Origin of the sequence: Pseudomonas sp. PGPR40, from assembly GCF_022014505.1 — a bacterium.
Taxonomy (GTDB): Bacteria; Pseudomonadota; Gammaproteobacteria; order Pseudomonadales; family Pseudomonadaceae; genus Aquipseudomonas.
In genome coordinates this window covers 102,403-114,492 of the sequence record NZ_JAKLSP010000013.1, presented here as the reverse complement: position 1 = coordinate 114,492, position 12,090 = coordinate 102,403, and the positions used below count along the sequence as shown (strand labels likewise).

The 12,090-nt window shown below is 59.4% G+C and carries 12 protein-coding genes; 5 read left to right on the top strand and 7 right to left on the bottom strand.

The genetic code is table 11. From position 1 onward, the window contains the following. Nucleotides 1–216 precede the first annotated feature (216 nt). Nucleotides 217–723: a retropepsin-like aspartic peptidase RloA2 gene (gene rloA2, locus MEB48_RS13365; protein WP_095052621.1), complete on the top strand. Its 507-nt coding sequence runs from the start codon at nucleotides 217–219 to the stop codon at nucleotides 721–723. A gap of 55 nt (nucleotides 724–778) precedes the next feature. Here rloA2 and MEB48_RS29250 read toward each other — a convergent pair whose 3' ends face one another. Beyond that, on the bottom strand, nucleotides 779–1,591 hold the full coding sequence (locus MEB48_RS29250; protein ID WP_330932706.1) for an RHS repeat-associated core domain-containing protein: 813 nt from the start codon (nucleotides 1,589–1,591) through the stop codon (nucleotides 779–781). A gap of 179 nt (nucleotides 1,592–1,770) precedes the next feature. Between MEB48_RS29250 and creB the strand changes: the two genes are divergently transcribed. The 4 genes from creB to MEB48_RS13340 all read left to right on the top strand — a co-directional run bounded on the left by creB (nucleotide 1,771) and on the right by MEB48_RS13340 (nucleotide 5,604). Next, nucleotides 1,771–2,451, top strand: coding sequence for a two-component system response regulator CreB (creB, locus tag MEB48_RS13355; RefSeq protein ID WP_237884684.1), 681 nt, complete (start codon nucleotides 1,771–1,773; stop codon nucleotides 2,449–2,451). Beyond that, entirely contained in the window at nucleotides 2,451–3,869 is a 1,419-nt protein-coding gene (gene creC, locus MEB48_RS13350; protein WP_237884683.1) for a two-component system sensor histidine kinase CreC, read from the top strand. The genes creB and creC overlap by 1 nt, the downstream gene beginning before the upstream one ends. Before the next feature lie 203 nt (nucleotides 3,870–4,072). Continuing rightward, nucleotides 4,073–5,443 (top strand): cell envelope integrity protein CreD, encoded by a 1,371-nt coding sequence (gene creD / locus MEB48_RS13345; RefSeq protein ID WP_237884682.1) that lies wholly within the window; start codon nucleotides 4,073–4,075, stop codon nucleotides 5,441–5,443. Further along, nucleotides 5,440–5,604 (top strand): hypothetical protein, encoded by a 165-nt coding sequence (locus MEB48_RS13340; protein WP_237884681.1) that lies wholly within the window; start codon nucleotides 5,440–5,442, stop codon nucleotides 5,602–5,604. The genes creD and MEB48_RS13340 overlap by 4 nt, the downstream gene beginning before the upstream one ends. A 49-nt stretch (nucleotides 5,605–5,653) precedes the next feature. On the opposite strand, the gene MEB48_RS13335 is transcribed toward MEB48_RS13340, so the two are convergent. The 6 genes from MEB48_RS13335 to MEB48_RS13310 form a co-directional block, all read right to left on the bottom strand. Beyond that, entirely contained in the window at nucleotides 5,654–6,283 is a 630-nt protein-coding gene (locus tag MEB48_RS13335) for a glutathione S-transferase (RefSeq protein ID WP_237884680.1), read from the bottom strand. A 169-nt stretch (nucleotides 6,284–6,452) separates the two neighbouring features. Next, nucleotides 6,453–6,632: a hypothetical protein gene (locus MEB48_RS13330; protein ID WP_237884679.1), complete on the bottom strand. Its 180-nt coding sequence runs from the start codon at nucleotides 6,630–6,632 to the stop codon at nucleotides 6,453–6,455. Continuing rightward, on the bottom strand, nucleotides 6,629–7,759 hold the full coding sequence (locus MEB48_RS13325; protein ID WP_237884678.1) for a PepSY-associated TM helix domain-containing protein: 1,131 nt from the start codon (nucleotides 7,757–7,759) through the stop codon (nucleotides 6,629–6,631). The genes MEB48_RS13330 and MEB48_RS13325 overlap by 4 nt, the downstream gene beginning before the upstream one ends. 69 nt (nucleotides 7,760–7,828) lie before the next feature. Then, on the bottom strand, nucleotides 7,829–10,267 hold the full coding sequence (locus tag MEB48_RS13320; protein WP_237884677.1) for a TonB-dependent siderophore receptor: 2,439 nt from the start codon (nucleotides 10,265–10,267) through the stop codon (nucleotides 7,829–7,831). Between the two features lie 234 nt (nucleotides 10,268–10,501). Continuing rightward, nucleotides 10,502–11,473 (bottom strand): FecR domain-containing protein, encoded by a 972-nt coding sequence (locus MEB48_RS13315; RefSeq protein WP_237884676.1) that lies wholly within the window; start codon nucleotides 11,471–11,473, stop codon nucleotides 10,502–10,504. Beyond that, the gene (locus MEB48_RS13310; protein WP_237884675.1) at nucleotides 11,470–11,988 is read right to left on the bottom strand and encodes an RNA polymerase sigma factor; all 519 of its coding nucleotides are present in this window, start codon (nucleotides 11,986–11,988) and stop codon (nucleotides 11,470–11,472) included. The genes MEB48_RS13315 and MEB48_RS13310 overlap by 4 nt, the downstream gene beginning before the upstream one ends. Between the last annotated feature and the right edge of the window lie 102 nt (nucleotides 11,989–12,090).

Sequence of the window (12,090 nt, the reverse complement as noted above, 5' to 3'; positions counted from 1 at the left end):
GGCCAAATTGATGGTGACGAATGTTTCACGTTTGGACCATTAATCTCCTCATACCGATCGTTCCCACGCTCTGCGTGGGAATGCAGCCCGGGACGCTCCGCGTCCCCAAAGCGTGACGCAGAGCGTCACATGAGGCATTACCACGCGGAGCGTGGGAACGATCATCCAGACAACGGTCTAAAATCCTGCTGCCCACTCTCCAAGGAAGCCCATTACGTGAAATCTCTCCTTGCACTGCTCTCCCTCGTGGCTCTTCCAGTCCTGGCCGCCGAGCCGACCCTGTACGGGCGTTACGAATACATCGCGCTGCCGGAAATCGGCGGCGAAGTCCTCAAGGCCAAAATGGACACCGGCGCCCTGACCGCGTCGCTGTCGGCCAAAGACATCGAAACCTTCACCCGCGATGGCGACGAGTGGGTGCGTTTCCGCCTCGCCACCAAAGGCGCCAGCAACAAGGTCTACGAACACAAGGTCGCGCGGATCAGCAAGATCAAGACCCGCTCCGAAGAGGACGAGGATGACAAGGAAACGATCGAACCGACCAAGCGGCCAGTGGTTGATCTGGAGTTGTGCCTGGGTAACGTCAAGCGCACGGTTGAGGTCAATCTTACCGACCGTAGCAGTTTCAACTATCCGTTGCTGATTGGTGCCAAGGCGTTGCGAGAGTTTGGGGCGGCGGTGAATCCGGCTCGGCGGTTTACGGCGGATAAGCCGGATTGTTAAGTAAAAGCAGTCTTTCATAGAGTGAACCAGCGGTATCGCTGTGAGTAACCGGAGTCTATTTCCTTATATCCGCCACCTTTTTCCATCCCCCTACAGGCTTCTCTACCAGAGTTTCGACTTCATGTACCGTTGCATGGTCTTCGAAGCTTATTTTTTTGGGGCGGGCGGCAGGAGCAGAAATAGAGGGACCGGTTTTGTTGTGATGTTCTACGGCGAGCTTGGAATACGCCTTTCTGGATGGTATGAAGCTCCCATCAATTTGAACGTGTGACTGATTCCTGTAATTGGTGATGTTGGGATACTGTTCAAGATTGAAAGCATGATTCTGGCGATCCAGCTCCAAGCGATTTTGTATCTCTACAATTTCTTTAGGTCGTCCATCCTCTGGGATGGACGCCTGGATATTTTTCTGAGTATTTCTCTGAACTGTTTGCGGAAGGCGGAACGTGCTCGCATCCGCTGCAATTGCTCTTTGAATCGGACGCCTCATCAATCCACGTGATCTTAGAAAGTTTTTCAGCCAAACAGGAGTGTGCCCGCTCGGGTCCAATTTATTTCTTGGGTCCCCATCACAGTACGCATACGCATTCAACCCACCCCTCCCAAACGGGCTCCATCTATCCGGACTGTTAAACCGCATCAACACAGGATTGAACTGCCGATACTCTCTCCCCAAATGATAAAGCCCGGTCAGCCGGTCCGGCAGTTCGCCATTAAACCCGAGCTGGCTGAGCAAACCGTTTTCCCGTGGACGGTAGCCATAGAGTGTGTAGGCAATGGAGTGAGGCTGATTCGCGTCGAGGGCATTCAGCACCGACTGCTGTTGATCGGTTGCCAACAGTATCGTTTTGCGTGAAGGAGTAGACATCGACTGAACTCCGAGCTAGGTCCAAAAAGCTGTTCCTTCAGCATCAGGCCTTTTTTATCCATTGCCTACTATCAAAACTGCTAGGTACTACAGACCCCTCCGCAATTTAGCTCAGCCAGATTGACGCCGATTCCCCCTTGAGTCACCGTTCGCCCATTCCACTGCCGCCCTCGGACCCCATGCCTCATATCCTGATTGTCGAAGACGAAGCGGCGATTGCCGACACCCTGATTTTCGCCTTGCAGGGCGAGGGCTTCACCACCACCTGGTTGAGCCTTGGCGCGGCGGCGCTCGCACATCAGCGCGCCACGCCGGCCGACCTGATCATTCTCGACATCGGCCTGCCGGACATCAGCGGCTTCGAAACCTGCAAGCAGTTGCGGCGTTTCAGCGAAGTGCCGGTGATCTTCCTCAGCGCCCGTGACGCCGAGATTGACCGCGTGGTCGGTCTGGAGATCGGTGCCGACGATTACGTGGTCAAACCGTTCAGCCCCCGGGAAGTAGCGGCGCGGGTCCGGGCGATTCTCAAGCGCATGGCGCCACGAGCGGTGGCGGAGGTTTCCTCGGCGCTGTTTCGCATCGACAGCGAGCGGGTGCAAATCAGCTATCGTGGTCAGTCTCTGAGTCTGACTCGCCATGAGTTTCGTTTGCTGCAATGCCTGTTGGAGCAACCCGAGCGAGTCTTCAGCCGCGAGCAATTGCTCGATGCCCTGGGTGTGGCCGCCGATGCCGGTTATGAGCGCAGCATCGACAGCCACATCAAAAGCGTGCGCGCCAAATTGCGGCTGGTGAAAGCCGATGCCGAGCCGATCCAGACTCACCGCGGCCTCGGTTACAGCTACAGCCCGGGGCACAGCTGATGCCCCTGGGGATCCGGATTTTTCTGGTCTACGTGCTGTTTATCGGCCTGACCGGTTACTTCGTGCTCAACACCGTGATGGAAGAAATCCGCCCCGGGGTGCGCCAGTCCACCGAAGAAACCCTGGTGGACACCGCCAACCTGATGGCCGAGATCCTGCGTGACGACTTCAAGGCCGGCACCCTCAGCCAGAACCGCTGGCCCGAGCTGCTCAAGGCTTACGGCGAACGGCAACCGAAGGCGAATATCTGGGGCCTGCCGAAGAATCAGGTCAACCACCGCATTTACGTCACCGATGCCAAGGGCATCGTGGTGCTGGATTCCAGCGGCATTGCGGTGGGCCAGGACTACTCGCGCTGGAATGATGTCTACCTGACCTTGCGCGGCGAGTACGGCGCTCGTTCGACGCGCGGCAACCCGGATGATTCGAACTCGTCGGTGATGCACGTCGGGGCGCCGATTCGCGACAACGGCCAGATCATCGGCGTGGTGACGGTAGCCAAGCCCAACAGCTCGCTGCAGCCCTACGTTGATCGCACCGAGCGGCGACTGCTGATTTATGGCGCCGGGCTGATCGGCCTTGGTTTGCTGTTCGGTGCGCTGTTGTCCTGGTGGCTGAGCGCGGCGCTACGGCGGTTGACGGCGTATGCCCAGGCCATTAGCGAAGGGCGGCGGGTCGAGGTGCCGCATTATCGTGGCGGCGAGCTGGAACAACTGGCCACGGCGGTGGAGCAGATGCGCACTCAGCTCGAGGGCAAAGCCTACGTCGAGCGGTATGTGCATACCCTGACCCATGAATTGAAAAGCCCGCTGGCGGCGATTCGTGGCGCGGCGGAGTTACTGCAAGGCGAGATGCCGCTGGCCCAGCAACAGCGTTTCGTCAGCAATATCGATAGCGAAAGTGCGCGTATGCAGCAGTTGATTGAACGACTGTTGAACCTGGCGCAGGTGGAACAGCGCCAAGGGCTGGAAGAGCGGGTGGCGGTGCCGTTGGCGAGTTTGGTGGGAGAGCTGTTAAGCGCGCAGGCTGCGCGAATCGAAGGCAAGCAGTTGCGTGTGGAACTGCAAATCGCAGCGGATTTGAACCTGCTCGGCGAGCCGTTTCTGTTGCGTCAGGCACTGGGCAATCTGCTGGAGAATGCCTTGGACTTCACCCCGGTTCAGGGCTTGCTGCGATTCAGTGCCGAACGAGTCGGTGAGCAGATTGAGTTCAGGCTGTTCAACCAGGCCGAGGCGATTCCCGATTATGCATTGCCGCGTTTGAGCGAGCGCTTTTACTCACTGCCGCGTCTGGACAGTGGGCGTAAAAGTACGGGGTTAGGGCTTAACTTCGTTGAAGAGGTGGTCAAGTTGCATGGCGGTGCGATGAGTATCGGTAATGTCGACGGCGGGGTTGAAGTCAAATTGAGCCTGTCTTAGGACCGAGTCGCGGCATTCGCGAGCAAGCTCGCTCCTACACTGGATCTGCGTCGTTGCACAAAAAAATGATAAACACAAAACTCATGTAGGAGCGAGCTTGCTCGCGAAGAGGCCGGCCCAGCCTCCACAAAATCTCCATATTCCCCCCATAAAACCCCCACACATCGACCCCAGACTTTCCCCATCCAAACAGGGAGAGTCCCATGAACCGTAGCCTGACCCTAAAACTCGGGGCGATTGCCCTTTTGATTCTGTTGCTGCTGATCCCGTTGCTGATGATCAATGGCGTAATCCAGGAGCGGCAACAACTGCGCGACGGTGTGCTCGAAGATATCGCCCGCAGCTCCAGCTACAGCCAGCAACTGAGCGGCCCGCTGATGGTGGTGCCCTATCGCAAAACAGTGCGCACCTGGAAAACCAACAACAAAACCAACGAGCGCTATCAGGATGTCGGTGAAGAGCGTGGGCGTTTATATTTCCTGCCGGAGCGCTTCGAGCTGGACGGCCAGGTCCAGACCGAACTGCGTGCCCGGGGTATCTACGAAGCCCGGCTGTTCCATGCCGATAACCGCATCAGTGGGCATTTCTCGGTCCCGGCGCAACTGGGTATCAAGGAGGACTTCGCCGATTACCGCTTCGACCAACCGTTCCTGGCCGTCGGCATCAGCGACATTCGTGGCATCGAAAATGCCCTGAAACTCCAACTCAATGGCCAGAAGCTGGATTTTGTACCGGGTAGCCAAGTGGGCTGGTTGGGCGAGGGTGTGCACGTGACGCTGCCAGCGCTGGATACCAGACAGGCCACGGAACTGGCGTTCGGTTTCGACTTGCGCCTGCAAGGCACCGGCCAGTTGCAGATTCTTCCGGTAGGCAAGACCAGCAAGGTTTCACTGGCCGCCAATTGGCCTCATCCCAGCTTCATCGGTAACTACCTGCCGGCCCAGCGTGAAATCACCGATCAGGGTTTCACGGCCCATTGGCAGACCTCATTTTTTTCCACCAACCTGCAAGAAGCATTGAACAGTTGCGTGTCTGGCGGTCACTGCGAGGCGTTCAGCGGTCGCAGCTTCGGCGTGAGCTTCATCGACCCGGTGGACCAATACCTGAAAAGCGACCGGGCGATCAAATACGCGTTGTTGTTCATCGTCCTGACCTTCGCCGGTTTCTTCCTCTTCGAAGTACTGAAAAGCCTGGCGGTACACCCGGTGCAATATGCGCTGGTGGGCGTGGCGCTGGCGTTCTTCTACCTGTTGCTGCTGTCGCTGTCCGAGCACATCGGCTTTGCCTTGGCGTATCTGCTGTCGGCGAGTGGCTGTGTGGCGTTGATCGGTTTCTATGTCTGCCATGTGCTGCGCAGCGTGCGCCACGGTTTGAGTTTTTCGGCGGGATTGGCGGCGTTGTATGGCTTGCTCTACGGCTTGCTGAGTGCCGAGGATTACGCGCTGTTGATGGGCTCGCTGCTGCTGTTCGGTTTGCTGGGCGTGTTCATGGTGCTGACGCGGAAGCTGGATTGGTACGGGATCGGGCAGAAAACCGCGAAGCCGCTGGAATTTGATATTGGAGCCGTGGAATGAGCCGGTCGTTGGGATTGCGCGAGGATCAGCGAGTGGGGGAGATGTTGGCGACGCGGATTGCCGGGTTGTTTCCGTTGGATCCGGTGTGGTGCATTCGCGAGCAAGCCCGCTCCCACAAAAGATCTCCAGTGAACAAAAAAGTTGTGCACACCAAAGATTAAATGTGGGAGCGGGCTTGCTCGCGAAGAGGCCGGTACAGCCAGCGAATATTTAAACCTTGGGCATCGTCGCAATCATCGAAGGCCGCTGACTCACTTCGAAATACCACTCTGCCAGCTTCGGATTCTCTTTGCGCCATTCCAGATCCGGATGGCGCAGATCCAGGTAACCCAAGGCACAGGCCACACTGATCGCCGCCACATCGAAATGGCTGGTCAGCTCGGCAATCGCGTCGGCCTCCAGCAGCGCCAGGGCGCGACGAATCTTGTCGCGCTGACCGTCGAGCCATTCGTCCCAGTGCTTTTCCGGAGTGCGCAGGGCCACTTCATAGCGAACCATCACCGCGGCATCCATGATTCCGTCTGCCAGGGAGGCCAGGGTCAGGCGCCGCCAGCGCGCCGAACCGTCGCGAGGGATCAGCGGATTGCCAACGTGCTGATGATCGAGATAGTCGAGGATCACCCGGCTGTCGTACAGCACATTGCCGTCGGCCAGGCGCAGGGCTGGAATTTTGCCTAGCGGGTTGTCTTCGTTGAGTGCCAGATCGGGGCTGACCGGCGTGAGCTGGCTGGCTTGCAGCGCAACACGGTTGGTTTGACCGGTTTCGTGCAGCAGCACCATGACTTTGCGAACGAAGGGCGACGCGGGATTGTGGAACAAGGTCATGCTGGGGACGGACATGGCAGCATCTCGATCATGGGCAGTGTCGGCAGCATAGCGCGTTGGGCCGATAGCTCAACATGGCTTTAGCCCTTGTAGGAGCGAGGCTTGCCCGCGAAAGCGGAGTGTCAGTCGATATCAGTGTTGAATGACACTCCGCTTTCGCGGGCAAGCCTCGCTCCTACAGTTTTTAGTGGCGTTGCAGAAATCCGCGCAAGGCGAGGACCGCGGGAATCCCTAAGCCAAGCCAGCTCAATGCGTCCCAAACGCCATCGCCCAACAACGCAGCGAACAGTCCCGCGGCGCTGAGCAGGGCGATGGCGGTGGGCGTGGCGAAGACCTTCCAGAAATTCGACTGTCTCGGTCTCATGCCGGGCTCCCCGCGTTTTCGAGCACAGGTTTCGCGACCTTGCGCCGCACCACCCACAAATAAACCCCGCTGCCGAGCACGAGGATGGTCAGCACATCGAGGGTCGCCCAGAGGATTTTCATCGGCATGCCGCCGTAATCACCGAAGTGCAGCGGCTGCGACATGCCCATGGCGTCCATGTACCACGGCCGCTCGGCCACTGCCGTGACTTGCAGAGTGCTGGCGTCGATCAGCACCGGGGTCAGCAGGTGTGAAGTCAGGTGGGTACTGCCTTTCATGAATACCGCGTAATGGTGTTCGCTGGAAAGCCGCGTACCGGGGAAGGCGATGAAGTCGGGCTGCATACCCGGCGCGACGTCTTTGGCGATGTCGAGCAGGTGGGTCGCAGGCGCCAATTGAGTCAGCGGTGGCACATCGTGATAAGGCGCGACCATCGCGCTCAGGCTGTCGTTGCGCCACGCGGCGATCAGCAAGTCGGCGCAGGCATTGATCATGCCGGTCACACCGACCACCAGCGCCCAGGTCAGGGTCACCACGCCGATCAGGTTATGCAGGTCGAGCCAGCGCAGACGAATGGATTTGTCGTGGCGCACGGTGGCGAACTTCAAGCGCCGCATGAACGGCAAGTACAGCACCGTTCCGGAAACAATCGCCAGCACAAACAGCATCCCCATGAACGCCAGCAGCAACTTGCCCGGCAGGCCAGCGAACATGTCCACGTGCAAACGCAACATGACCATCATCAGCCCGCCATTGGCCGATGGCATTTCCAATGCTTCGCCGGTGCGAGCGTCGAGCATGAAGGTGTGGGATGAGTTCGGCTCGGTGCCGGCGGTGGGCGCCATGATGGCGATCACGCCGTTAGGGTCTTCTTCGTCGTAGCCGAAATACTGCATGACCTCGCCGGGACGATGCTTTTCAGCCGCTTGCACCAGCTGCTGCAAATTCAGCGGAGGGGTATCGGCCGGCATCGATTTCAATTCGGCGGCATCGCCCAGCAAATGGTCGATCTCGTGGTGGAAGATCAACGGCAGGCCGGTAAGGGCCAGCATCAGCAGGAAGACTGTGCAGATCAGGCTGGTCCAGGTGTGAACGAATGACCAGCGGCGGATGGTTTTGCTTTTCATGATTCATCCAGATGCAAAAGGGCCACGGCTGTGCCGTGACCCTTGTTGTGTCGCGATGGGGTCAATCGGTTACCACTTGTAATTCACGCTGGCGACCACGTTGCGTTCGTCGCCGTAGTAGCAGTAGAAACCGTCGCAGGTGGACAGGTAGTCCTTGTTGAACAAGTTTTTGGCGTCTATCGCCACCAACACACCCTTGAGCGAGCTGTTCAAACGGCCAAGATCGTAATGCGCCGAGGCGTCATACACGGTGTAGGAGCCGACGTGGCCCCAGTCGGTGTTGGTGGTATTGCCGTAGGTGTCGCCGACATAGCGCACGCCGGCGCCCACGCCGAAACCTTCGAGCAGGCCGTTGTGCCAGGTGTAGTCGGCCCACGCGGTGGCCTGGTTGCGCGGCACCTGGGCCATGCGCTTGCCTTTTTCTGCGCTGGCGCCTTTGGTGATTTCGCTGTCGTTGTAGGTGTACGAGCCGATCAGCTTGAGGTTGTCGGTGATGTCGCCGCTGGCCTCCAGTTCCAGGCCGCGCACCCGGACTTCACCGACCTGGCGGGTGATGCCGCCTTCGGTGACCGACAGGTTTTCCTGAGTCAGGTCGAACACGGCAGCGGTCAGCAGTGTTTTGGTACCGGGTGGCTGGTACTTGATCCCGGCTTCGTACTGTTTGCCTTCGGTAGGCTTGAACGAATCGGTGCTGTTGACCACGGTGCCGGTCGCGGGCTGGAAAGATTCCGCATACGACAGGTAGGGCGTCACGCCATTGTCGAAGACGTAGCTGAGCGCTGCGTTGCCGCTGAATTGCTTGTCGCGCTGGGTGTTGGTTGCATCGTTCTGATTATGAAACACCGTACCGGTGTGGACCCAGTCTTCACGCCCGCCGAGGGTCAGGCGCCAGTTGTCCAGGGCAATCTGATCCTGAGCGTAGAGGCCCGTTTGTTGGGTCTTTTGGTTGTAGTCGTACATCGTGAAGTAGGTGACGTTGGAAAAGTCTTGTCCATAAACCGGTCGGTTGATGTTGCTGGACGGCACGCCCGCCGAACCCCACAACCAGCGGGAATTGCTGTTGGAGCGCTGGTGATCCAGGCCCAGCAGCAAGGTGTGGCTCAGGGCTCCGGTCTGGAAGTCAGCCTGGAAGTTGTTGTCCACCGCGAACTGGCTGGTGTCCTCATCGACCTTGCCGGCGGTGCGCTGAATGGTGCCATCATCGCTGACCGCTTCATCCGGGCCGGCCGGCCAGATCTGCCCGCCGGCGGTGATGCCTTGTGATTCCAGGTCATTTTTGGTGTAGCGCAGGTTCTGGCGGAACTGCCAGGTGTCGTTGAAGCGGTGTTCGAAGGCATAACCCAGCGCGTAATAGGTACGGTCGTAGAATTCCCAGTCCGGATCGCCAAGGTTCTTGTGATGGGAAATCTTGCCGGCGGGCGTACTCAGTTTTGTGCCTTGCAGCGGCAGAAACTGCCCGGTGATGCCGGTGTCGTCGCGGGTGTATTGGGACAACAAGGTCAGACGGGTGTCGTCATTGATGTTCCAGGTCAGGCTGGGTGCCAGGTTGTAGCGTTTGTCGGGAATGTGATCGACCGGCGCATTGCTGTCGCGAACCACACCGCTGACGCGATAGAGAAACTGGCCTTCGTCGTCGATCTTGCCGGTGCTGTCGAAGTTGATCTGTTTGTGTTCGTTGCTGCCGGCCTGCAGTTCCACTTCGTGGCTGCTTTGTGCCTCGGGTCGACGGCTGACCATGTCCAGCAGACCGCCGGGCGGCGTCTGGCCATAGACCGAGGACGCCGGGCCACGCAGGACGGCGATGCGTTCAAGGTTCCACGGTTCGATTTTCGGCGTGGCGTAGTTTCCTTTTGGCAGCGGCAAACCATCGAGGAACTGAGTCGGTATAAAACCGCGCACCAGCAGCCAATCATTGCGCGAGTCCGAGCCATAACCGCTGCTCTGTACACCGGCGGTATAGCGCAGGGCATCGTTGAGGCTGAGCACGGAGCGATCATCCATCTGCTCGCGGGTGACCACAGAAACTGAGCGAGGCAGTTCGGCAATCGCGGTGTCGGTCTTGGTGCCAGCGGCAGTGCGGGTGGCCAGGTAACCTTCGGTAGGGCCCCAGGCGTTTTCAACATTTCCCGCGCCGATGATCGCGGTTTCCGGCAACGCCATCACTCCTTCGGGCATGGCCACCAGGCTGTAGGTGCCGGCGCTGCTCTGTTCCAGTTGCAGACCGGTGCCACGCAAGGCTTCACGCAGGGCGCCGGTGGCGTCGAACTGGCCCTTCACCGGTGCCGAAGTCTTGCCCGCCGCCAGCGACGGATTCAACGACAGCGCCAGTCCGGCCTGACTGGCAATCTGGTTCAGGGTGCTGGCCAACGGCGCGGCCGGCAGGTTGTAGGCGCGAACGCTGGACGCCTGTTCGACGGCAATCAGTGGGCTGCTGGCCAGAGGGGTACAAAGGGCAATGGCGACCGCCAGTAAACGGGGGCGCAACACGGTGTCGAGCGAACGGGACATACAGCGGCTCCTGAATGGAAATATTTCTCAATTGCCTAGGTGCCGGACGAGAATCCAAAAGTGATAGGGCGAGATGAAAATAATTTTGATTCAGCCATCTGGGCCGATCGTTCCCATGCTCTGCGTGGGAATGCCTCTATGGACGCTCTGCGTCTGCTCTTGAATGTGACGCGGAGCGTCACGGGCTGCATTCCCACGCAGGAGCGTGGGAACGATCATTTAGCGGGCTTGAATTCAGGGCCTGGTTTCAGCCTTCGCGACCGTCACCCACCACGACGTGTGCTGTTCGATCTGCACCGGCAGGGTTGGTAAAAGTGCACTCAGCGCCTTGTCGGTATCGTTCAAGGGGAAGCTGCCAGTGATGCGCAGGTCGGCGACTTCGGGTGTGACGCCAAGATGCCCGCGACGGTAGCGGCCGAGCTCCCGGACCAGATCTTCCAGCCGCGCGTTGTCCACCACCAGCATGCCGTGAGTCCAGGCATCGGCGCCCGGATTGAGCGCGATGATGGAGCCCAGGCCATTGCTGCGCATCAGCACTTGCTGGCCTTCGCGCAGGATCTGCTCCTCGAGACTCGATTCGGGATGGGCGGCGACCGCTGACTTCAATACGCTCAAGCGCGTGCCTTCTTCTTCACGCTTGACCAAAAACCGTGTCCCCAATGCGCGCATGCTGCCTTCGCGGGTCTCGACGATAAACGGCCGGGCATCGCCATGGCCGGTTTCGACGAGGATTTCCCCTTCCTGAAGGACGATCAGTCGCTGCTTCTCGTCGAAGCGCACATCCACCGCACTGTGGGTGTTGAGGTTGATCAGCGTGCCATCGGTCAGGCGCAGGGTGCGCTGCTCACCGGTAGCGGTGCGCTGGTCGGCCAGCCAATAGTCGATGGGCAGATAACGATCACCGGCGAACAACGCCAAGCCGATCACCGCGACGATGCTGGCCAGGCCGCTACCCAGTTTGCGCACCCGCCGCCGGAGGCTTTCGCGCGATTGCAGCAAAGCGGTGCGGGCCGGGCCGCTGGCGACGCTGAAACGCTGGTCGAGCATGCCCAACTGACGCCAGGCCCGAGCATGTTCCTCGTGGGCGGCATGCCATTTGGCGAACTCTTCACGCTCGACCGCGTTGCCGGAATCCAGCGACAGTTGCCAGGCAATCGCGGCATCCAGCACTTGTGCCGACACGGGCTTGGAGCTGACCGGGCTCATACCGGCTCACCATACAAGGCGATGTAGCACTGGCGAATACCTTGCGCCAGGTATTGGCGAACCCGCGGCACCGACACCCCCAGGCGCGCGGCGATTTCTGCATGGCCGAGGCCGTCGAGACGGTTATAGAGAAACGCCGCCCGGGCCTTGCTCGAGAGTTTGCCCAACAAGTGGTCGATGGCTTTGAGGTCTTCGAGGATCAGTTGCTGTTCTTCCACCGACGGTTGTTCGCCTTCGGGGATCAGCATCAACTCGGTGAGGTAGGCCTGTTCCAGCGCGGCGCGGCGGAAATAGTCGAACAGCAGGCCTTTGGCGATCGCCACCAGAAATGCCCGGGGTTCGCGAGGCGCCTTCAGTTCGTCACGGCCGAGCAAGCGCACGAAGGTGTCCTGGCTCAGGTCTTCGGCCCGTTGCGGGCAGGCCACGTTGCGCCGCAGCCAGGCCAATAGCCAACCGCGATGGTCGCGATATAACGCACCAACGAGCTCACTTTGGGGGCTTTGGACTGACGACACGCAGCAATTACCGAATGGGAAGTGTTAAGTAACGAGAATTGTTCGCGATTGTGGCAGAGGCGGGGGAGGTAAGCAATTGGCGCTGGTCGGGTGGTTTTGGTG

Coding starts and splice junctions, on each gene's coding strand:
- MEB48_RS29250 (WP_330932706.1), bottom strand. CDS start 1,591: ATGTCTACTCCTTCACGCAAAACGATACTGTTGGCAACCGATCAACAG.
- creB (WP_237884684.1), top strand. CDS start 1,771: ATGCCTCATATCCTGATTGTCGAAGACGAAGCGGCGATTGCCGACACC.
- creC (WP_237884683.1), top strand. CDS start 2,451: ATGCCCCTGGGGATCCGGATTTTTCTGGTCTACGTGCTGTTTATCGGC.
- creD (WP_237884682.1), top strand. CDS start 4,073: ATGAACCGTAGCCTGACCCTAAAACTCGGGGCGATTGCCCTTTTGATT.
- MEB48_RS13340 (WP_237884681.1), top strand. CDS start 5,440: ATGAGCCGGTCGTTGGGATTGCGCGAGGATCAGCGAGTGGGGGAGATG.
- MEB48_RS13335 (WP_237884680.1), bottom strand. CDS start 6,283: ATGTCCGTCCCCAGCATGACCTTGTTCCACAATCCCGCGTCGCCCTTC.
- MEB48_RS13330 (WP_237884679.1), bottom strand. CDS start 6,632: ATGAGACCGAGACAGTCGAATTTCTGGAAGGTCTTCGCCACGCCCACC.
- MEB48_RS13325 (WP_237884678.1), bottom strand. CDS start 7,759: ATGAAAAGCAAAACCATCCGCCGCTGGTCATTCGTTCACACCTGGACC.
- MEB48_RS13320 (WP_237884677.1), bottom strand. CDS start 10,267: ATGTCCCGTTCGCTCGACACCGTGTTGCGCCCCCGTTTACTGGCGGTC.
- MEB48_RS13315 (WP_237884676.1), bottom strand. CDS start 11,473: ATGAGCCCGGTCAGCTCCAAGCCCGTGTCGGCACAAGTGCTGGATGCC.